The organism is Aminobacter sp. J44, assembly GCF_007829415.1.
Classification (GTDB): domain Bacteria; phylum Pseudomonadota; class Alphaproteobacteria; order Rhizobiales; family Rhizobiaceae; genus Aerobium.
The window spans coordinates 101822-120966 of sequence record NZ_VLJG01000003.1 but is presented as its reverse complement, the minus strand read 5'-3'; the positions used below and the strand labels follow the sequence as shown (position 1 = coordinate 120966).

The window sequence follows — 19145 nt, the reverse complement described above, 5'->3', positions numbered from 1 at the left end:
GCCGCCGATGTCGGAGACAACCGCATCGTCGAGGCCGGTGAGGTGCCGCGCGCCGACGAGGCTGGCGGCCGGGCCGGACAAGATCGTCTCGATCGGTCGGCGCCGGGCAAAGGAGGCAGACACCAGCGCGCCATCGCCGCGTACCACCATCAGCGGCGCCGCAATCCCGCGCGCGGCGAGAAAACCTTCAGTCGCCGCGATCAGCCGGTCGATCATCGAGATCAGCCGGGCATTGAGCAGCGTCGTCAGCGCACGGCGCGGCCCGCCGAGTTTGGCCGACAGCTCGTGGCTCGACGTCACGGGGAGCCCGGTGCGCTCGCGGATGAGTTCGGAGACTGCCAGCTCATGCGCCGGGTTGCGCACGGCAAAGTAGGCACAGACGGCAAAGCCGGTGACGCTTGTCCCAAGTTCCGGCAGCGCTTCTTCCAGCTTCGAGGTGTCGAGCAGCTGCGCGTTGCCGTGCACGTCATGACCGCCGGGAATGAAGATCACCGGGTCGGAGCCGAGTGCCGCGCGCAGCCCTGCGCGATCAAGATCGTCCTCGGAAAAGCCGACCATAACGAGCGCGACGCGCCCGCCCTGCCCTTCCACCAGCGCATTGGTGGCGAGCGTCGTCGACATCGACACCAGCCGGATGCTCGCGGCCGGCACCGCCGCCTTTTCAAGCACCCGGTCCACCGCGCCGGAAATGCCTTCGGCGAGGTCGTGGCGGGTCGTCAGCGACTTTGCCTTGGCGAGCACTTCGCCCCTGGGACCCGCGGACTCGTCCCACAGCACCGCGTCGGTGTATGTACCGCCGGTATCGATGCCGAGAAAAAGGCTGGAAGAGGACTTATTGGAAGCAGACATGTGCTCCGCTTTAGCCGAAGGCGCGCACCAAAGCATCTGTCATTTGCGACCGAAAAGCGTTAGAGACGCGGCATGGAACTGAACGACACGATCACCCGCGAAGAGCCACGTGGCGAGGCTGTCATCGCCGCTCCGACCAAGAAGGTCTTCATCAAGACCTATGGTTGCCAGATGAACGTCTATGACTCGCAGCGCATGACCGATGCGCTGACGGCGGACGGCTATGCGCAGACCGAGACGCTCGAGGATGCCGACCTCGTCCTTTTGAACACCTGCCACATCCGCGAACGGGCGGCGGAGAAGGTCTATTCGGAGCTCGGCCGCATCAACAAGCTCAAGGCGGAGCGCCGCGAGGCCACCGGCCGCGACATGGTCGTCGGCGTCACCGGCTGCGTCGCGCAGGCCGAAGGCGACGAGATCATCCGCCGCTCGCCGGTGGTGGACCTGGTTGTCGGCCCGCAGACCTACCACCGCCTGCCGCAGGTGGTGAAGAAGGCGCTTGGCGGCGAGAAGGTCGTCGAAACCGAATACGCGATCGAGGACAAGTTCGAGCACCTGCCGCAGCTGCAGAAGGCAGCCGTGCGCAGCCGCGGCGTCACCGCTTTCCTCACCGTTCAGGAAGGCTGCGACAAGTTCTGCACCTTCTGCGTGGTGCCCTATACGCGCGGCTCGGAAATCTCGCGCCCGGTCTCGCAGATCGTTGCCGAGGCCGAGCGGCTTGCGGATGCCGGCGTGCGCGAGGTGACGCTCCTTGGTCAGAACGTCAACGCCTGGCATGGCGAAGGCCCGGACGGCAGGGAATGGGGACTGGCGCAGCTCCTGTTCCGCCTTGCCGAGATCCCCGGCATCGCGCGCCTGCGCTACACCACCAGCCATCCGCGCGACATGGACGCGGACCTGATTGCTGCCCATCGCGACCTGCCGATGCTGATGCCCTATCTGCACCTGCCGGTGCAGTCGGGCTCCGACCGCATCCTCAAGGCGATGAACCGCAAGCACAAGGCCGAGGACTACATCCGCCTCATCGAGCGCATCCGCGAGGCGCGGCCGGACATTGCCATGTCCGGCGACTTCATCGTCGGCTTCCCCGGCGAGACGGACGAGGACTTCGAGGCGACCATGCAGCTCATCCGCGAGGTGAACTACGCCCAGGCCTTCTCGTTCAAATATTCGCAACGTCCGGGAACGCCGGGCGCGGATATGAAGTTTCAGGTCGAGGAAAGCGTCAAGGACGAACGGCTCCAGCGGCTGCAGGCCCTCTTGATGGAACAGCAGCACGCCTTCACCGCCTCACGCGTCGGCCTCGAGATGGATGCCCTGATCGAGAAACCGGGCCGCAAACCCGGCCAGATTGTGGGCCGCTCGCCTTGGTTGCAGCCCGTTATTGTTGATGAAAACGCGGCCCAAATCGGCGACATTATCAAGGTGCGAATCACGAGTGCGGGTCCCAACAGCCTCTTTGCCGTCCCGGCCTGAGGCCTACCGAGGAGAGACGTTATTTGAGCGCCGCCACCGACCTGAAAGCACTGCCCTCCGGGGCATCTGACATGGCGCACATCGTCCTGACCTTCGACAACAACAAACTCGCGAGTGCCCTCTACGGGCAGTTCGACGAGAACCTCGCAAGGCTGGAACAGAAGCTCGGCATCGAAATCAGCTCCAAGGGCAACCAGCTCAGCATCAAGGGCGAGCCAACGGCGGCGGAACATGCGCGCCGTGCGCTCGATTATCTCTACGAGTTGCTGCAGAAAGGCGCCGAGCTCTCGCCGTCGGACGTCGACGGCGCGGTGCGGATCGCAGTCGCCACCGACGACCAGCTGACGCTGCCGACACTCGAACGCAAGGGCAAGATGAACGCCGCGCAGATATCGACCCGAAAGCGCACGATCTATGCGCGGTCCGCCAACCAGGACGCGTATATGCGCGCGCTGGAGCGCTCCGAGCTCGTGTTCGGCATCGGCCCGGCCGGTACCGGCAAGACCTACCTCGCCGTCGCGCACGCGGCGATGCTGCTCGAGCGCGGCCTGGTTGAGCGCATCATCCTCTCGCGCCCCGCCGTCGAGGCCGGCGAGCGCCTCGGCTTCCTGCCGGGCGACATGAAGGAGAAGGTCGACCCCTATCTTCGCCCGCTCTACGACGCGCTCTACGACATGATCCCGGCCGACAAGGTCGAACGCGCGATTGCCGCCGAGGTCATCGAGATCGCCCCGCTCGCCTTCATGCGCGGCCGCACGCTGCGCAATGCCGCCGTGATCCTCGACGAGGCGCAGAACACCACATCGATGCAGATGAAGATGTTCCTGACGCGTCTCGGCGAAGGCAGCCGCATGATCGTCACCGGCGATCCCTCGCAAATCGACCTGCCGCCGAACACCCGTTCGGGCCTGGTCGAGGCGCTGCAGGTGCTGGACGGCGTGCCGGGTATCGTGACGGTCCGATTCAGCGACGTCGACGTCGTGCGCCATCACCTGGTCGCCGAGATCGTCAAGGCTTATGACCGGCACGGCGCGGGCGCCGGGCCGAAGGGACGCGAAGACATTTGATCGACATTGACATCACCGTCGAGGCCGGCAGCTGGGCTCCGGAGGAGACTCTTCACGCGATTGTGAACACTGCCGTTGACGCGTGCCTCGCCGAGCTTGGCCTCGAAGGCGACAGCGAGCTTTCGCTGCTGTTCACCGACGATGCGCACATCCAGGTCCTCAACCGCGAATGGCGCGGCAAGGACAAGCCGACAAATGTGCTGTCGTTTCCGGCATTTGACACCGCTCCGGGCGACCCGCTGTCGCCCATGATGGGCGACATCGTCATCGCCTACGAGACGGTCGAATCCGAGGCCACTCTGGAAAAAAAGCCGTTCGATCACCATCTCACGCATCTGATCGTACACGGACAGCTGCACCTGCTAGGATACGATCACGAGGACGAGGAAGAGGCCGAGGAGATGGAGGCGCTTGAGCGCCGTATCCTTGCCAGACTTGATATTCCCGATCCATATGAGTAACTGGAATCGTCCAACGATCTGGAAGCGATGAACGAGAACGCACAGAAGGCCGCCCCTGCAGAGCAGGGTAATGGCGGCCAGCAGGGCGCCGAACAATCTGGCGAAGCCCACAGTACATCCGCCGGGCGAACCGGCGCGATACCATCCATCATAGACCGTCTGTTCGGACGATTCCGGCATCGGAACGGCTCGAATCTGCGTGAAGACCTGGCTGACGCCCTTTCCGACGACGCCACGGAGGACACGGGATCGACCTTCTCGCCGGCCGAACGCGCGATGCTCAACAACATCCTGCGGCTGCGCGAACTGCGCGTCGAGGACGTCATGGTGCCGCGCGCCGACATCGAGGCGATCGACCTCTCGACCAAGCTCGGTGATCTGCTGATGCTGTTCGAGGAGTCCGGCCGCTCGCGTATGCCGGTCTACCACGAGAACCTCGATGACCCGCGCGGTATGGTTCATATCCGCGACGTCGTCGGCCATGTCACCCGCCTGGCGAAGCAGAAGCGCCGCGGCCGCAAGAACGGCCACAGCAGCGGTTCGCTCGACCTTGCCAATGTCGACCTGTCGCAGACGGTCGAAGAGGCGAACATCATTCGTCCGGTGCTGTTCGTGCCGCCGTCCATGCTTGCATCAGACCTGATGGCGCGCATGCAGGCCGAGCGCATCCAGATGGCGCTGGTGATCGACGAATATGGCGGCACCGACGGCCTCGTCTCGCTGGAGGACGTGGTCGAGATGGTCGTTGGCGACATCGAAGACGAGCACGACGATGACGAACCGATGATCGTCCGCGCGTCCGAAGGCGTGTTCCTGGTCGATGCGAAGGCGGAGATCGAGGAAGTCGCGGAAGTAATTGGCGACGCCTTCAAGGCGGGCGAACATGCCGAGGACGTCGACACGATCGGCGGCATGATCTTCAACACGCTGGGCCGTGTTCCGGCCCGTGGCGAAGTCGTCCGTGCGATCCCGGGCTTCGAGTTCCACGTTCTCGATGCGGACCCGCGCCGCGTCAAGCGCGTGCGCATCGTCCAGACGAGGGTGGCGGCAGAACGCCGCCGCGCCGCTGCAAAATCCGCAGCGCGTGAGGAACAGGGCGCTACTGATGCGCTCGCTAGCCAGCCGGAAGCGGCTTCGAATTAGCGCAATTCCAGGAAAAGTGGAAACCGGTTTTCCGTCCGGAAATGCGCTAAAGCAAAGACTTAGTTCGGAAAGATCCCGCGTTCGGCCACCTGAATACCGGCCGGACCGAGGATCACGGCAAACAGCACCGGCAGAAAGAACAGGATCATCGGCACTGTCAGCTTCGGCGGCAGTGCCGCGGCTTTCTTCTCGGCCTCGTTCATGCGCATGTCGCGGCTTTCGGCGGCGAGCACGCGCAGCGCGTGCGCAACGGGCGTACCGTATCGTTCTGCCTGTGTGAGCGCCTGCGTCACGCTCTTCACCGTCTCGAGGCCCGTGCGTGCGGCAAGGTTTTCGTAGGCCTGGCGGCGCTCCTGCAGGAACGACAGCTCGGCATTGGTCAGCACGAATTCTTCTGCCAGTTCCACCGACTGCGCGCCGATCTCATCGGCGACGCGGCGGAACGCCGCCTCAACCGACATGCCAGATTCCACACAGATCAGCAGAAGGTCGAGCGCATCCGGCCAGGCGCGCTGGATCGACTGCTTGCGCTTCTGCGCACGGTTCGAGACGTAGAGGATCGGCGCATAGAAGCCCGCATAGGCCAGCAGGACGCAGACGAACAGCTTCATGAACACCGGCTGCTCGGCCAGCCCGCCCATGACGAAGATGTAGAACAGGCCAAGGGCGAAACCGACGAACGGCAGCACCAGCCGGAAGAACAGGAAGTAGGTCAGCGGGTTCTGGCCGCGGAAGCCCGCGACCTTCAACTTGTTGACCGTGTTCTCGTCGGCGAGTGCGCGCTTGAGATCCAAGCGTTCCACCAGCTTGCGCATGCCGGCCGGCGTTGCCTCCTCGCGCAGGCCGCGGCGGCGCCGATCGGCCTCTGCCGCGAGGCGTGCACGCTGCTGCGCGCGCAGCTCGTCGCGCTCGATCGCCACTGCCTTCATGCGCGCCTTGAGCGGATCGCCGCTCAGCGACGGCATCAGCGTCATCACCGTGACGAACACGGCGATCGACACGACCAGCGCCGCCACGAAGGAAGGATCGGTTACGGCATCGGCGACCAGCTTGATCATGCGCAGCCCCCTAGATCTCGAAATTCATCATCTTCTTCATCACGAAGATGCCCATGGACATCCAGAGGCCGGAGACGACCAGGATGAAGTGGCCCGTCGGATGGACGAAGAGCGGCATGATGTAGCCCGGGCTCGACAGGTAGACGAGGAAGGCGACGATGAACGGCAGTGCGCCGATGATGACGGCGGATGCCTTCGCTTCCATCGACAGCGCCTGGATCTTCGCCTTCATCTTCTTGCGGTCGCGCAGCACCTTCGACAGGTTGCCAAGCGCCTCGGAGAGGTTGCCGCCCGCCTGGCTCTGGATCTGGATGACGATGCCGAAGAAGCTCGCCTCCGGGCAGGGCATGGTTTCAGGCATGCGCAGAACCGCCTCGGGCAGCGACAGGCCAAGCTGCTGCGATTCCACCACGCGGCGGAATTCCGTGCGCACCGGCTCCGGCGCCTCGGCCGCGATCAGCCGGACGGCGTCGTTGAGCGGCAGGCCCGATTTCACTGCACGCACGATCACGTCGAGCGCGTTCGGCAGTTCCGCCAGGAACGCGTTGACGCGGCGGCGGCGGATGAAGGTAACGATCCAGCGCGGCAGGCCGAACATGCCGGCCACGAAGGCGCCCGGAACGACCAGCAGCGGCGCACCAATCACGAGCGCAATGAACGCGCAGGCAACGCCGCAGATCACCGAATAGACCCAGAACCGCTGAATCGTCAGTTCTAGGCCCGCCTGCTTGAGCTGGACCTTCAGCGGCGGCTTCCTCGACTTCTGGTCGCGGTTCTTTTCCTTCGCTTCCAGTTCCTTGAGCGAATCCTGCACCGACTTGCGCCGCCGGGCGACCTCCGCCAGGCGGTCGCGCGAAGCCTTGAGCGAGGCGCCGTCGGTCTCCGCACGCTTGATCGCGTTCAGGCGCTGGCCAACCTTGCGCTCGCTCTCGACGGACTTGAACAGCAAGGCATAGGCGAGCGCGCCGGCGCTGATTGCCGCCAGAACCACGAAGACCAAGGTACCGCTCATCGTGCCCCCTTCTCCATCGCCTCGAGCGCGGTGGCGAGACGGGCTTCCTCGCCGTAGTAGCGCGCGCGGTCCCAGAAGGCCGGGCGGCCGACACCGGTCGAGATGTGCTGGCCAAGGATGCGGCCCTGTGCGTCCTCGCCCTGGATATCGTAGGTGATCAGGTCCTGCGTGATGATGACGTCGCCTTCCATGCCGATCACCTCGGTGACGTGGGTGATGCGGCGCGAGCCGTCGCGCAGGCGCGCGGCCTGGATGATGACGTCGACCGAACCGACGATGATCTCGCGAACCGTCTTCTGCGGCAGCGTGTAGCCGCCCATGGCGATCATCGATTCCATACGGCTCAGGCATTCGCGCGGGCTGTTGGCGTGGATCGTGCCCATCGAACCGTCGTGACCGGTGTTCATCGCCTGCAGCAGGTCGAACACTTCCGGTCCGCGCACTTCGCCGACGATGATACGTTCGGGGCGCATGCGCAGGCAGTTCTTGACCAGATCACGCATGGTGACCTCGCCCTCGCCCTCGAGGTTCGGCGGGCGGGTTTCGAGGCGCACCACGTGCGGCTGCTGCAGCTGCAGTTCCGCCGAGTCCTCGCAGGTGATGATGCGCTCGTCGCGGTCGATGTAGTTGGTCAGGCAGTTCAGCAGCGTCGTCTTACCCGAACCGGTACCGCCCGAGATGATGACGTTGCAACGGACGCGGCCGATGATCTTGAGCACCTCCGCACCTTCCTGCGTGATGGCGCCCAGCCGCACCAGCTGGTCGAGCGTCAGCTTGTCCTTCTTGAACTTGCGGATCGTCAGCGCCGCGCCGTCGATCGACAGCGGCGGGGCGATGACGTTGACGCGCGAGCCGTCGGGCAGGCGCGCGTCGCAAATCGGGCTCGATTCATCGACGCGGCGGCCAACCTGGCTGACGATGCGCTGGCAGATGTTCAGGAGTTGCTGGTTGTCGCGGAAGCGGATGCTGGTCTTTTCGACCTTGCCGCCGACTTCGATGTAAACCTCTTTCGAGCCGTTCACCATGATGTCGGCGATGTCGTCGCGCGCCAGCAGCGGCTCGAGCGGGCCGTAGCCGAGGACGTCGTTGCAGATGTCCTCGAGCAGCTCCTCTTGCTCGGAGATGGACATCGCGAAATTCTTGATCGCGATGATGTCGTTGACGATGTCGCGGATTTCCTCGCGCGCCGCGTCGGGTTCGAGCTTCGCAAGCTGCGACAGGTCGATCGTGTCGATCAGCGCCGTGAAGACCTGGCTCTTGGTGTCGTAGTAACTGTCGCTGCGCTCGCGCTTCAGGGCCTTCGGCACCTCTGAGGAAATGGGCGGTGCAAAATCGGCCAGGCGCTGTGACATGCCTCCCATCGGCGCGTCGATCGCCGGGCGCGGCCTGACCGCAACCTCGTCGAGAACCGGCACGCCGGGTGCGCTCGGCGCTGGCGCGGGCCGGAGTTCCGGCGTCTCGCGCATTCCCCTGTCGTTGCCTCTTCTGCCAAACATCTGAGTGACCGCTCGTCCGTACTGGGTTTACTTCTTGATCCGAAGCCGGCTGATGATGTCCCCAAGGCCCGACTTCTTCTTCGCCTTCACCTCCGCACGCCCGGTGAGCACGTGCGCGATCTCGTTCACCGTCTTCACGATGGCGTGGTTCGCATCCATCTCGCCCAGCATGCGGCCGTTGTTGGSSGSCGAGCCGAAAAATGCCGGATCGAAGGGAATGATCGCCATCGGCTCGATGCCGAGCGGATCGGCGAAGTCTTCCGGCGAGATTTCCGGCCGCTTGGGCACGCCCGCCTGGTTGATGATCAGCTTCGGCGGCATGTCGTTCGGCCGCATCTTCTTCAGCGTATCAACCAGGTTCTTGGCGTTGCGCAGGTTGGCGAGTTCGGGCGTTGCCGTGATGACGATCTCGTCAGCCTGAGCCAGCACCGTCTTCGACCAGTTGCTCCAGATGTGCGGCACGTCGAGAACCAGCAGCGGCGCCGAACGCTGCGCCACCTCGATGATCGGGGTGAAGGCGTCCGCGTCGAAGTCGTAGGTGCGGTCGAGCATCGAAGGTGCCGCCAGCAGCGACAGGTGCTCGGCGCACTGCGCGAGCAGGCGGTCGAGATACATCTCGTCGATCCGCTCCGGCGAGAACACCGCCTCCGCGATGCCCTGAGCCGGGTCCTGGTCGAAATTGATGTTGGCGGTGCCGAAGGCCAGGTCGAGGTCGGCGACGATCACCTCGGAGGTGAACAGCGACGACATTGCCCAGCCGACATTGTGGGCGATCGTCGAGGACCCGACGCCGCCCTTGGCGCCGACGAAGGCGATCGCCTTGCCGATGGGATCCGCGTCCGGGCCGACGAAGATGCCGGAAATGACCGAGAGGATGTCGACCAGCGTGATCGGCGCGACGACATATTCCGAGATGCCGAAGCGGATCAGTTCGCGGTAGAGCCACACGTCGTTGTAGTGGCCGATGACGATCACCCGGGTCGAGGCATCGCACACCTCGGCGAGCTGGCCGAGGGATGCCAGCAGCTGCCGCGGCTCCTCGCGAGACTCGATGATGATCAGGTTCGGCGTCTGCGCGTGCTGGTAGAACTCGATGGCGGTGGCGATGCCGCCCATGTGCACCTTGAGGTGCGCCTTTGCCATGCGCCGGTCGAGTGCGGCGCGCTCGATCGGTGCCGCCACGCCTTCCGTCTCGCAGAACGCCTGGATCGAAATGCGCGGAATTGGCCGCAGGTCGTTCAGAGCCGCCGAGTTTTCCTCGCGTGCGCCCTTCACGTCAAAGGCTAGACTGTTCATCGCTGCCCCCCACTACCGTCAGTATTCGACTTCGGAGTCCCAGCCCGACAGCCGGTCACGATAATCGTCGATCGTGACACCGCGGCGGGCCGCATCGATCTCGCCGGGCTGGCGCGGCCCGAGAAGGTCGGCCGGATTGGCGATCTGCGCTGCCAGGTTGTTCTGGTAGGAGCAGCCGAAATTCGCCCAGTGCTTGTTGTCGGAAGTGTCCATCAGGTCCTTTGGCCAGCGGCCGCACGGGCCGGTCGATGCCGCCATCTCGGAGTAAACGAGCCGGATCGGTGCCGATGCGCCGTATTGCGAAGCATCATAGGGCTGGTGGACGATGTGGCCCTCCGGCACGCCGCGCTTGCGCAGGCGCTTGACAATGCCCTCGGCGACGAGACGGGCTGCTGCCTGGTTGCCCGATCCGTGCGGCACCATCACCGACACTGCCGGTGCGGCCTTGCGGTCGTAGCCAGCGATGAAGCCGTCGACGATCGTGCTCTGCACGCGGGTGAGACCGCGATCCATGCTGCCCACCGGAATATCGACCTTCTTGTCGCGCTCACCGATCACGATCGGGTGGTTGGTGCGGTAGTCGTCCGGCACCGAGCCGACGGTGATGCTGTCGCGGTTGGCGCAGCCCACCACCAGAGCGGCGGCCGCGATAGCGGCAAGTGCCGACACGCGCTTGATGCGCAGTGCTGTCGTGAAAGCCCCTTCAGACATCTGTCCGTCCCCGATCACTTGTAAATGTAGCCAACCACGCCGTGGTAGCGCCCGGCAGGCTTGTCGGTTTTCATGCTTCCGTAGACGCGGTTGACGCGGTTCAGGAACATGCCGGCGCCATCGCTCGCCGGGTTGAAATTGTCGTCCGGCTTGGCGAGTGCGGTGCGCGCAACCGGCTTCGAGAGATAAGGCGTGACGATGATGACCAGCTCGGTCTCATTGCGTACGAAGTCGCGGCTGCGGAACAGCGTGCCGAGAACCGGCACCTTCGACAGGCCAGGCAGGCCGTTCGCCACCTGGCGCACGTCGTCGCGCACGAGGCCAGCGATCATCATGGAGCCGCCCGAGGGAAGCTCGATCGTCGTATCGGCAAGGCGCTTGCGCAGCGAAATCGTGTTGTAGGCCTCGCCGCGTCTACCAGAGCCGAATCCGGGCGACTCGTTGGTCGGCTCGGAGACCTGCGTGCGAACCTTCAGGCTAATGCGGCCGGGCGACAGCACGACAGGCATGAACTCTAGGCCGATGCCATACTCGATCTTGTTGTAGCTCAGCTTGACGTCGCCATTCTGGTTTTCGTCGTTGCGCAGCGAGTCGACGCCATTGAGGATGTTGAACTCGCCACCGACGCGGAAGGTCGCCTTTTCGCCGGACACCGCCGTCAGGGTCGGCTCGGCGAGCGTCTTCATCACGCCGGCCTGTTCCATCGCCTTGATGTAGCCGTCGATGAGACCGTTGCTCCAGCTGCGCGACAGGCTGACGCTTGAACCCGCGACGTTACCGAGGCCCATCGCCTGCTCGCTGATTGCGCCCCAGGTGATTCCATTTGAGTTACCCTCGGCCAACAATCCCACGCCCAGCTGCTTCATCACGTTGCGGCTGACTTCAGCGACGGTGACCTTCAGCGTCACCTGATCCTCGCCGACGATCTTCAGCATGTTGACGATGCGGCTGGTACGACGCTCGCTGTCCGGGTTGTTGATGTCGACACCGCCGGCTGCGTTGCCGCCGGCCGCGGTCATCGCGTACTGGCCGGTCGTCGCTTCACCGCCGGAGACGAAGATCCGCGCCAGTTCTTCGGCGCGCTTGGCGTCGAGCGGCGTCTGGACGGTGCCCGTCAGCACAACGTTGTCGTTGATCAGTTCGACGCTGATCTCGGATTCGGGAAGGAACTTCTTGAGGTGGCCCTCGAGCCCCGCGACATCGCGCTCGACCTGGATCTCCAGGCTCGCCACCTGCTCGCCGTTCGGGCCGAACACGAAGATGTTCGTCTCGCCGACCGTCTTGCCGAACAGGTAGATGCGTCGCGCCGTCCGAGTCACCGCGTCGGCGACTGCCGGGTTGGCGACCAGAATGTCATAGGCGTCGCGCGGCAGCTCGATCACCCGCGACTTGTTGAGGCCGAGCTTGATCCGCTGGTGCGCCGACTGCGGCGAGACCGTCACCGTACCCTGGGCAAACGATGCGGTCGGAAATGCAGTCAAAGCACTGCCTACTGCTAGCCATGTTGCGACTGCTGCCCCACCCAGCCGCAGAAACGTCATCCTTGCGGTCATTTGCCCGCCCCCACTTCCGTTACCTCGCCCGAACGGATCAGGCGCACCGTTCCGCGCCGCCCGCTGCCGGACAGCAAGTGATCTGCTTCTTCGTCGACTTTCTCGGTCGCATCCGCCACCGAACGCAGCGCAAGCGTGAGGCGATCAGCCATCTGTTGCGCCACCGTAATGATTTCCGCTTGCTGCGGTGTGAGCTCGAGCGTCGCGGTGTCGCCGACCCGGACTAGTTTGCCCTCCTCGTCCTCCTGCATGTTCTGGTCGATCGCCAGGACGCGGATGTTCTTCAGGATTGTTTCGGTGACGTAACCGCTCGCGCTGCCGCTGCCCTCTGGCGCCCGGCGCGTCATGATCACATCGACATTGTCGTTCGGCAGGATAAAGCCGCCGGCCGAGGTATCGGCCGCGATCTGCGTCGCCACCGCCCGTTTGCCTGCAGGCAGCACCGCGGACATGAAGCTGTGGCCCTCGCCGATCAGCTTGGAGCGTCTCAGCGGCTCGCCCGAGTAAAGCGGAACGCGTGCCAGCGCCCCGGTCAGTTCCTCAAGGGCGTTGGGATCCTGTTCTTTGGTGATGAAGGCATCATTGATGCCGTCGGACGGCCATGCCTGCCAGGTGATGTTCCCGCCGAGCGGCGCGCCCATCGGCACATCCGCGCTCAGCACCAAGACTTCCGTCAGGCTGATCGCTGGTTCTTGCTGTACGGATTCGGGAGTCGCTTCAGCCGGAGCCGGCGTCGCCATGTTCTTTGCGACATAGCCAGCCCCCACAGCTGTCGCTACAGCGACTCCGAGTATAATCACACGGGATGGTGCCATTCGTCCGGACCTCGTACTCGGCGCTCCACTAAGCCGATCCGGACATTGACCTCGCAATCGTCAAATTATGGTTAATTGAAACCTTACGGGGATGCTTAATTTTGTTTTTATCGCATCCTAGCCAGTAACAAGGCGCGCGACTGCCCAGTGCATCAGTTGTGTTGACGGATAAACCATCAAGCCAGCAGCACCCAATGCAATACCATATGGTACTCCAACGTGCTTATTCGCCAGATTGCGTGTAAAAACGTTATCCCCTGTAAATACGGCAGCCACAGAACCCCGGTAAAGAAGTATTCCCAAGGTGAGAATACCACCCAGTATCGCCGCCTGGACAAGATACTGCAGCAGCTCGAGCGAAAAGCCCATCCAGAGGGAAGTAGCGGCCAGCAGCTTCGCGTCGCCGCCGCCCATCGCGCGCAGCGCGAACAGCACAAAGGTCACGCACAGAACCAGCGCCCCTGCCCCGAAGTGCATCGCATAGGCCGACATGTCCATGCCGGTCAGCGGCGCGACTATGGCGAAGGTTGCTGCCAGAATCACCGGCACACGGTTCGCAATCGTCATCGACAGGATGTCCGACACCATCGCGTAGACCATGCAGAATGGAAAGACGACGAATATCAGCGCTTCAAGCATGACGACTCCTGGAAATCTCCGCGACGCGGATCTTTCCGCAAACAGCTTAACCTTTGGTGAGGGCTGAAACAAAAAAGGCCACCGCTGGGTGGCCTTTGCAAAACTGGATATTAGCGAATTAGCTGGTCTTCAGCTTGCCAGCGATATGATTGAACTGAGCGCTCAGGTTCTCACCAAGCGTCGTAGCACCGGCAACGATGGCGAGTGCGATAAGGGCGGCGATAAGGCCATACTCGATGGCAGTCGCGCCGGATTCATCCTTGATGAAGCGTGCGATAATCTTCGACATTAGAGGTCTCCTAGCTCCATGTGTTTACAGCACTTCCGTCAACGTTCTGCCGTGTCGATCGGATGCCCGGACATTACAGAGGAGCTGTTGCCACCTGCTTAAGAAACAGGATTACCGAAGTCTTTATTTCCGCGACTATTCGATTTGGTTAAATGGCAATGAAGTATTCGTACTGCTTTTAAAGCATTCGCGCACGTCCCGCGCAACTCTGCGCAATTTCCATTCGCAAGAACGCTTAACCGTTGATTCACCAATCTGATTCATCTTCCGGCAGGTGGTGGAGCGGGAGATCGCTGATAATGCGTCACGTGATGGCTAAGGCGGCTGCAGCCGCGCTGGGGTTTGTGGGATCGGCTCTTCTGGCGGGACACGCCAGCGCGGAGGCGATCGAGGTACAGATGAACCAGGCCAGGATCGTTAAGCTGGCGCGACCGGCTGACACCATCATTATCGGCAACCCGCAGATCGCCGACGCGTCCGTCCAGGATCCGTCGACCATCGTGCTCACCGGCAAGGGTTTTGGCGTGACCAACCTCGTCGTCATGGATGACAGAGGCAATGTCGTCGTCGACGAGCAGGTCGTGGTTTCGCGCAGCTTCGCCAATTCGGTGCGCATCTACCGGCGCTCGCAGGTGCAGACGCTGTCTTGCTCGCCGTTCTGCGAGAGCGCGTTCAAGAATGATGAAGAGCAGCGCTCGGAAGCTGCAATGAACGCGGGTTTCTGAGCCTCAGCAATCATCATCTGCCGCAAGCCAGTCTTTACACGCGCATTATTATAAAGAGTACGGGCGTTGCTTTAACCGCATCGCGGCCGCGGCCTTTAACGAAGTGTTGCTGCGGACGTCACAATTCTAATTGCGCTCAAAACGGGACATCAACACGGCTGGTGTAACGTCCTTCGAGATGTACGGTGGCGGGGGACAGCATGGTACACCTCAGGAACGGGCGGCCGTCGAAGTCGCGCTCGATGAAGATACGCAACTGGCTGCAGCGCTTCGCGCGCAACCGCGATGGCGCCATCGCGATCGAATTTGCGGCGCTGGCGCTGCCCTTCTCGCTCCTCGTTTTTGCGATCCTTGAGAGCTGCATCTCCTTTGCGGGGCAGCAGCTGCTGATGAACGCAACCGACAACGTCGCCCGCCAGTTCCGCACCGGCCAGATCAGGCCCGCCGACGTCGAGGCAAACAAGAACCTCGTCCGCAACAAGATCTGCGAGCAGATCCAGATCGTGGTGACCACGGGCTGCCCTGGCCTTCTCGTCGACCTCAAGAACTACACGACCTTCTCGCAGGCCGCCGCGGTCAAGATCAAGTACACGAGCGACGACGACATCGACGACACCGGCTTCGACATCAAGCCGGGCAAATCCGGCACGATCAACCAGCTGCGCGCCTTCTACCGCTGGCCGGTGATGACCGACCTCCTGCGCAAGTCAATGTCGAACCTCAAGGGCGGCAACACGCTCCATTTCGCCAGCGTCACCTGGCAGAACGAACCATTCGAAGACTGAGCGGCGGGGAACGGACAATGAGCATATTTGCCTTCTACTCCAAGCGTCTCGCCGGCAGGATAACGGCCGCAGTGTCATCGATGGTCCGCGACCGTCGCGGCGTCGCAGCCGTCGAGTTCGCGATGATCGCGCCGCTGCTGCTCGTGCTCTACTTCATGACCATGGAAGTGACACTGGCGCTGGAGACGAACAAGAAGGTCAGCCGTATTTCCTCGATGGTTGCCGACCTCGTTACGCAGCAGACATGCGTCAATCCAACTAAACTGGACAATATCATCGATATTGGCCAAGCGACGATCTATCCCTATGATCGCACGGTTCCCTCAATAGAAATTACCGGCATCAAGATCAGCGACGAAACCAACCCCAAGGCAACCGTCGACTGGTCCCGCAAGTCCGTCAACAACACCTCCTCTGCAGGAGCTCCGATCGGCAGCGAAGTATCTATTCCGGCCGCTCTTAAGATCAGGGGAACATATCTTGTTCGCGTCCAAACAAGCCTCGATTACCGCCCCATAATCGCCTGGGCTGCAGACGAGAAGGCGTCCCTCGGACTCATGTCGGCGTTCGATAACATCCCCATGGCGGAGACATATTACCTGCGCGGTCGCCTGAGTTCGGAAGTCAAATGGGATACGTCCACCTGCCCGAGCGCGTGAATGGCAATTTAATCTTCCGCGACTGCTGGCAGGAGTTCAATGCGGATTGCCAAGGCGGGACGGCGGTCATATCTCTGGTTGAACCTTCACCAGCAAGAGAAGCCGGATGTCCCGCGCAATCCTCGTCGTTCTGGACTCCTTCGGCATCGGCAACGCGCCCGATGCCGCCGCATTCGGCGATGACGGAGCTGATACCTACGGCCATATCGAAGCCGGCTGCGCCGCAGGCAAAGGCGATGCGGAAGGGTTGCGCTCCGGCCCGCTGAACCTCCCGCACATGACATCGCTGGGCCTTGCCCACGCGGCGGCGCTCGCCCACGGACGCGACCTTCCGGCCGCAACGACCTCGGGCTTCTTCGGCGCCGCCACCGAAACCTCGAGCGGCAAGGATACGCCGTCCGGCCACTGGGAGATCGCCGGCCTGCCGGTCCGCTTCGACTGGGGCTATTTCCCGGATACCCATCCGGCCTTCCCCGCTTCCTTCACCGAGGCGCTGATCCGCGAAGCGAGCCTTCCCGGCATTCTGGCCGACAAGCACGCCGCCGGGACGACCGTCATCGAGGAATATGGCGAAGAGCACCTGCGCACCGGCAAGCCGATCATCTACACATCGGTCGACTCCGTCATCCAGATCGCCGCGCACGAGGAGCGCTTCGGCCTCGAGCGGCTCTACGAGGTGTGCCGCATCGCCCGCCGGCTGGCGGACGAGCTCAAGATCGGCCGGGTGATCGCCCGCCCCTTCGTCGGCGAAACGCGCGAGACCTTCGTGCGCACCCCCAACCGCAAGGACTTTGCCACTCCGCCGCCGGAGCCCACCCTACTCGACCGAGTGGTCGAGGGCGGCCGCAAGACCCATGCCGTCGGCAAGATCGGCGACATCTTTGCCCATCGCGGCGTGTCAACGCTGCGCAAGGCGCCGAACAACATGCGCATGTTCGATGCGCTCCTGGAGGCGATGGACGAGGCCGGTGACGGCGACTTCATCTTCGCCAACTTCGTCGACTTCGACACCAATTTCGGTCACCGCCGCGACGTGCCGGGCTATGCCGCCGCGCTGGAAGCTTTCGACGCGCGCCTGCCCGAGGCTCTTTCGCGGCTGCGCGACGGCGACATGCTGATCCTTACGGCCGACCACGGCTGCGACCCGACCTGGCGCGGCACCGACCACACCCGCGAGCGCGTGCCGATTCTCGGCACCGGGCCGAAGCTGAAGGCGGGCTCCGTTGGCGTGCGACCGACCTATGCCGACATCGGCGAGACGGTTGCCGCCCATCTCGGCATCGCACCCGGCCGCCACGGCACTTCCTTCCTGGACCTCATTTCGTCAAATGCCTGAACTTCCCGAAGTCGAAACCGTCCGGCGCGGGCTGCAACCGGTGATGGAAGGCGCGCTCATCCGCAAGGTCGAGCAGCGCCGCCCGGACCTGCGCTTCCCCTTCCCGGAAAACTTCGTCGAGGCGCTGACGGGCCGGCGGATCGTCTCGCTCGGCCGGCGCGCCAAATACCTTATTATACATGTCGACCGCGACCCGGTGCTGATCTGCCACCTTGGCATGTCCGGCTCGTTTCGGATCCGTTCCGGTGAGAACGACGACGTCGTCGGCGACTTTCACCATGAGCGCTCGAAGAACGAGGCGCACGACCACGTCGTCTTCCACCTTGAGGACAGAGCGGGCGCGTACCAGCGCGTGATCTTCAACGACCCGCGCCGCTTCGGCTTCATGCTGTTCACCGATGCCGGTTCGCTCGACAGCCATCCCTCGCTTGCGGGCCTTGGCGTTGAGCCGACGGGCAATGCGCTGGATGGCCAGTTGCTCAGCCAGTTGCTCGGGGCTAAGCGCACGCCGATCAAGGCCGCCCTCCTCGACCAGCGGCTGATCGCCGGGCTTGGCAACATCTACGTCTGCGAGGCGCTCTGGCGCACCGGCATCAACCCGACGCGCGAGGCCGGCAGCATCGCCGCCGACGCATCGCTCTGCGAGCAGCTCTCCAGCGCCATCCGCGAGGTCATTGCTGAGGCGATCGAGGCCGGCGGCTCGTCGCTGCGCGATCACGTGCAGACCGACGGGTCGATGGGCTATTTCCAGCACTCGTTCCGGGTCTATGATCGCACCGGCCAGCCCTGCCTGCGGCCCGGTTGCGAGGGCACGATCGGCCGCATGGTCCAGGGCGGGCGCTCGACCTTCTACTGCACCTCATGCCAGAATTGAGTTTTCCAGGGAGACCACGCATGGCCTACGAAACAATCCTCGTCGAAACCCGCGGCAAAGTCGGCCTGATCACCCTGAACCGGCCGCAGGCGCTCAACGCGCTCAACACGAAGGTCATGGAAGAGGTGGTCGCGGCGACCCTGGCCTTCGACGCAGACGAGGGCGTCAGCGCGATCGTGCTGACGGGTTCGGAAAAAGCCTTTGCCGCCGGCGCCGACATCAAGGAGATGCAGTCGAAGACCTATGCCGATGTCTTCAGCGCCGACCTCTTCGCGGGCTGGGATGCCCTCCAGCGCATCCGCAAGCCGATCATCGCCGCGGTTGCCGGTTATGCGCTTGGCGGCGGCTGCGAGCTTGCGATGATGTGCGACTTCATCATCGCCGCCGACAACGCCAAGTTCGGCCAGCCGGAGATCACGCTCGGCGTCATGCCGGGCATGGGCGGTTCGCAGCGGCTCACCCGCTTCGTCGGCAAGTCGAAGGCGATGGACATGTGCCTGACCGGCCGCATGATGGATGCCGCCGAGGCCGAGCGCTCGGGACTCGTCTCGCGCGTCGTGCCGGTGGCCGATCTCCTCAACGAGGCAATTACTGCCGCCGAGAAGATCGCCAGCATGTCGCTGCCCGCGATCATGATGAACAAGGAAGCGGTCAACCGCGCCTACGAAACCACCCTTTCAGAGGGCCTGCGTTTCGAGCACCGGCTGTTCCACTCGATGTTTGCGCTCGATGATCAGAAGGAGGGCATGACCGCCTTCGTGGAGAAGCGGAAGCCCAATTTCACGAACCGCTGAGGCGGCGGATTCAAGCGTTGACGGATCGGGAAAGCTCCTCTATAAGCCAGCCCAACTGAGGCGGCCCACGGCCGCCCCTTGTGTTATAAAGTGTGCTCGTGTCGGTG

General features: G+C 63.4%; 20 protein-coding genes. 10 read left to right on the top strand and 10 right to left on the bottom strand.

Annotated elements, in window-relative coordinates; all coding sequences use genetic code 11:
- Positions 1-849, bottom strand: an 849-nt coding sequence (locus tag L610_RS02115; protein ID WP_144702025.1) for a hydantoinase/oxoprolinase N-terminal domain-containing protein, incomplete at its 3' end; no start/stop codon positions are given.
- A gap of 72 nt (positions 850-921) precedes the next feature.
- Here L610_RS02115 and miaB point away from each other — a divergent pair.
- The 4 genes from miaB to L610_RS02095 all read left to right on the top strand — a co-directional run bounded on the left by miaB (position 922) and on the right by L610_RS02095 (position 4996).
- A complete protein-coding gene (gene miaB / locus L610_RS02110) occupies positions 922-2325 on the top strand; it encodes a tRNA (N6-isopentenyl adenosine(37)-C2)-methylthiotransferase MiaB (RefSeq protein WP_024846303.1) in 1404 nt (467 codons plus the stop codon).
- Positions 2326-2396: 71 nt separating this feature from the next.
- Positions 2397-3392 carry a PhoH family protein gene (locus L610_RS02105; RefSeq protein WP_051473055.1) on the top strand — a complete coding sequence of 332 codons (996 nt, stop codon included), beginning with the start codon at positions 2397-2399 and terminating at the stop codon, positions 3390-3392.
- Positions 3389-3853, top strand: a complete 465-nt coding sequence (gene ybeY, locus L610_RS02100; RefSeq protein WP_024846305.1) for an rRNA maturation RNase YbeY — start codon at positions 3389-3391, stop codon at positions 3851-3853. Before L610_RS02105 ends, ybeY begins: the two co-directional genes overlap by 4 nt.
- A gap of 27 nt (positions 3854-3880) precedes the next feature.
- Positions 3881-4996: a hemolysin family protein gene (locus L610_RS02095; protein WP_024846306.1), complete on the top strand. Its 1116-nt coding sequence runs from the start codon at positions 3881-3883 to the stop codon at positions 4994-4996.
- A gap of 59 nt (positions 4997-5055) precedes the next feature.
- On the opposite strand, the gene L610_RS02090 is transcribed toward L610_RS02095, so the two are convergent.
- The 9 genes from L610_RS02090 to L610_RS02050 all read right to left on the bottom strand — a co-directional run bounded on the left by L610_RS02090 (position 5056) and on the right by L610_RS02050 (position 13865).
- Positions 5056-6054, bottom strand: coding sequence for a type II secretion system F family protein (locus L610_RS02090; protein WP_024846307.1), 999 nt, complete (start codon positions 6052-6054; stop codon positions 5056-5058).
- Between the two features lie 10 nt (positions 6055-6064).
- On the bottom strand, positions 6065-7066 hold the full coding sequence (locus tag L610_RS02085; RefSeq protein WP_024846308.1) for a type II secretion system F family protein: 1002 nt from the start codon (positions 7064-7066) through the stop codon (positions 6065-6067).
- Positions 7063-8562 (bottom strand): CpaF family protein, encoded by a 1500-nt coding sequence (locus tag L610_RS02080; RefSeq protein ID WP_024846309.1) that lies wholly within the window; start codon positions 8560-8562, stop codon positions 7063-7065. Before L610_RS02080 ends, L610_RS02085 begins: the two co-directional genes overlap by 4 nt.
- Positions 8563-8589: 27 nt before the next feature.
- Positions 8590-9858: a CpaE family protein gene (locus tag L610_RS02075; RefSeq protein ID WP_144702022.1), complete on the bottom strand. Its 1269-nt coding sequence runs from the start codon at positions 9856-9858 to the stop codon at positions 8590-8592.
- An 18-nt stretch (positions 9859-9876) separates the two neighbouring features.
- Entirely contained in the window at positions 9877-10569 is a 693-nt protein-coding gene (locus L610_RS02070) for a CpaD family pilus assembly lipoprotein (RefSeq protein ID WP_024846311.1), read from the bottom strand.
- A 14-nt stretch (positions 10570-10583) separates the two neighbouring features.
- Positions 10584-12110 (bottom strand): type II and III secretion system protein family protein, encoded by a 1527-nt coding sequence (locus L610_RS02065; protein WP_144702037.1) that lies wholly within the window; start codon positions 12108-12110, stop codon positions 10584-10586.
- Between the two features lie 8 nt (positions 12111-12118).
- Entirely contained in the window at positions 12119-12937 is an 819-nt protein-coding gene (gene cpaB, locus L610_RS02060; RefSeq protein WP_144702019.1) for a Flp pilus assembly protein CpaB, read from the bottom strand.
- A 117-nt stretch (positions 12938-13054) separates the two neighbouring features.
- Positions 13055-13576, bottom strand: coding sequence for a prepilin peptidase (locus L610_RS02055; RefSeq protein ID WP_144702016.1), 522 nt, complete (start codon positions 13574-13576; stop codon positions 13055-13057).
- A gap of 118 nt (positions 13577-13694) precedes the next feature.
- A complete protein-coding gene (locus L610_RS02050; protein ID WP_144702013.1) occupies positions 13695-13865 on the bottom strand; it encodes a Flp family type IVb pilin in 171 nt (56 codons plus the stop codon).
- Between the two features lie 299 nt (positions 13866-14164).
- Here L610_RS02050 and L610_RS02045 point away from each other — a divergent pair, with 299 nt between their 5' ends.
- The 6 genes from L610_RS02045 to L610_RS02020 all read left to right on the top strand — a co-directional run bounded on the left by L610_RS02045 (position 14165) and on the right by L610_RS02020 (position 19038).
- Positions 14165-14590: a pilus assembly protein N-terminal domain-containing protein gene (locus L610_RS02045; RefSeq protein ID WP_024846315.1), complete on the top strand. Its 426-nt coding sequence runs from the start codon at positions 14165-14167 to the stop codon at positions 14588-14590.
- Positions 14591-14790: 200 nt separating this feature from the next.
- Positions 14791-15375 carry a TadE/TadG family type IV pilus assembly protein gene (locus L610_RS02040; RefSeq protein ID WP_245263621.1) on the top strand — a complete coding sequence of 195 codons (585 nt, stop codon included), beginning with the start codon at positions 14791-14793 and terminating at the stop codon, positions 15373-15375.
- A 17-nt stretch (positions 15376-15392) separates the two neighbouring features.
- Positions 15393-16034, top strand: a complete 642-nt coding sequence (locus L610_RS02035) for a TadE/TadG family type IV pilus assembly protein (RefSeq protein WP_024846317.1) — start codon at positions 15393-15395, stop codon at positions 16032-16034.
- Between the two features lie 106 nt (positions 16035-16140).
- Positions 16141-17370, top strand: a complete 1230-nt coding sequence (locus L610_RS02030; RefSeq protein ID WP_024846318.1) for a phosphopentomutase — start codon at positions 16141-16143, stop codon at positions 17368-17370.
- Positions 17363-18244, top strand: coding sequence for a bifunctional DNA-formamidopyrimidine glycosylase/DNA-(apurinic or apyrimidinic site) lyase (gene mutM / locus L610_RS02025; RefSeq protein ID WP_024846319.1), 882 nt, complete (start codon positions 17363-17365; stop codon positions 18242-18244). The genes L610_RS02030 and mutM overlap by 8 nt, the downstream gene beginning before the upstream one ends.
- 20 nt (positions 18245-18264) lie before the next feature.
- Complete coding sequence (locus L610_RS02020) at positions 18265-19038, top strand: enoyl-CoA hydratase (RefSeq protein ID WP_144702010.1); 774 nt, start codon at positions 18265-18267, stop codon at positions 19036-19038.
- Positions 19039-19145: the final 107 nt, after the last annotated feature.

Excerpts from the sequence above, each read along its gene's own strand:
- L610_RS02055 (WP_144702016.1), bottom strand. The coding sequence starts at position 13,576 with ATGCTTGAAGCGCTGATATTCGTCGTCTTTCCATTCTGCATGGTCTAC.
- L610_RS02050 (WP_144702013.1), bottom strand. The coding sequence starts at position 13,865 with ATGTCGAAGATTATCGCACGCTTCATCAAGGATGAATCCGGCGCGACT.
- L610_RS02105 (WP_051473055.1), top strand. The coding sequence starts at position 2,397 with ATGGCGCACATCGTCCTGACCTTCGACAACAACAAACTCGCGAGTGCC.
- L610_RS02085 (WP_024846308.1), bottom strand. The coding sequence starts at position 7,066 with ATGAGCGGTACCTTGGTCTTCGTGGTTCTGGCGGCAATCAGCGCCGGC.
- L610_RS02070 (WP_024846311.1), bottom strand. The coding sequence starts at position 10,569 with ATGTCTGAAGGGGCTTTCACGACAGCACTGCGCATCAAGCGCGTGTCG.
- L610_RS02035 (WP_024846317.1), top strand. The coding sequence starts at position 15,393 with ATGAGCATATTTGCCTTCTACTCCAAGCGTCTCGCCGGCAGGATAACG.
- L610_RS02065 (WP_144702037.1), bottom strand. The coding sequence starts at position 12,110 with ATGACGTTTCTGCGGCTGGGTGGGGCAGCAGTCGCAACATGGCTAGCA.
- cpaB (WP_144702019.1), bottom strand. The coding sequence starts at position 12,937 with ATGGCACCATCCCGTGTGATTATACTCGGAGTCGCTGTAGCGACAGCT.
- L610_RS02040 (WP_245263621.1), top strand. The coding sequence starts at position 14,791 with ATGGTACACCTCAGGAACGGGCGGCCGTCGAAGTCGCGCTCGATGAAG.
- miaB (WP_024846303.1), top strand. The coding sequence starts at position 922 with ATGGAACTGAACGACACGATCACCCGCGAAGAGCCACGTGGCGAGGCT.
- L610_RS02045 (WP_024846315.1), top strand. The coding sequence starts at position 14,165 with ATGCGTCACGTGATGGCTAAGGCGGCTGCAGCCGCGCTGGGGTTTGTG.
- L610_RS02095 (WP_024846306.1), top strand. The coding sequence starts at position 3,881 with ATGAACGAGAACGCACAGAAGGCCGCCCCTGCAGAGCAGGGTAATGGC.
- L610_RS02080 (WP_024846309.1), bottom strand. The coding sequence starts at position 8,562 with ATGTTTGGCAGAAGAGGCAACGACAGGGGAATGCGCGAGACGCCGGAA.
- L610_RS02090 (WP_024846307.1), bottom strand. The coding sequence starts at position 6,054 with ATGATCAAGCTGGTCGCCGATGCCGTAACCGATCCTTCCTTCGTGGCG.
- L610_RS02030 (WP_024846318.1), top strand. The coding sequence starts at position 16,141 with ATGTCCCGCGCAATCCTCGTCGTTCTGGACTCCTTCGGCATCGGCAAC.
- L610_RS02020 (WP_144702010.1), top strand. The coding sequence starts at position 18,265 with ATGGCCTACGAAACAATCCTCGTCGAAACCCGCGGCAAAGTCGGCCTG.
- mutM (WP_024846319.1), top strand. The coding sequence starts at position 17,363 with ATGCCTGAACTTCCCGAAGTCGAAACCGTCCGGCGCGGGCTGCAACCG.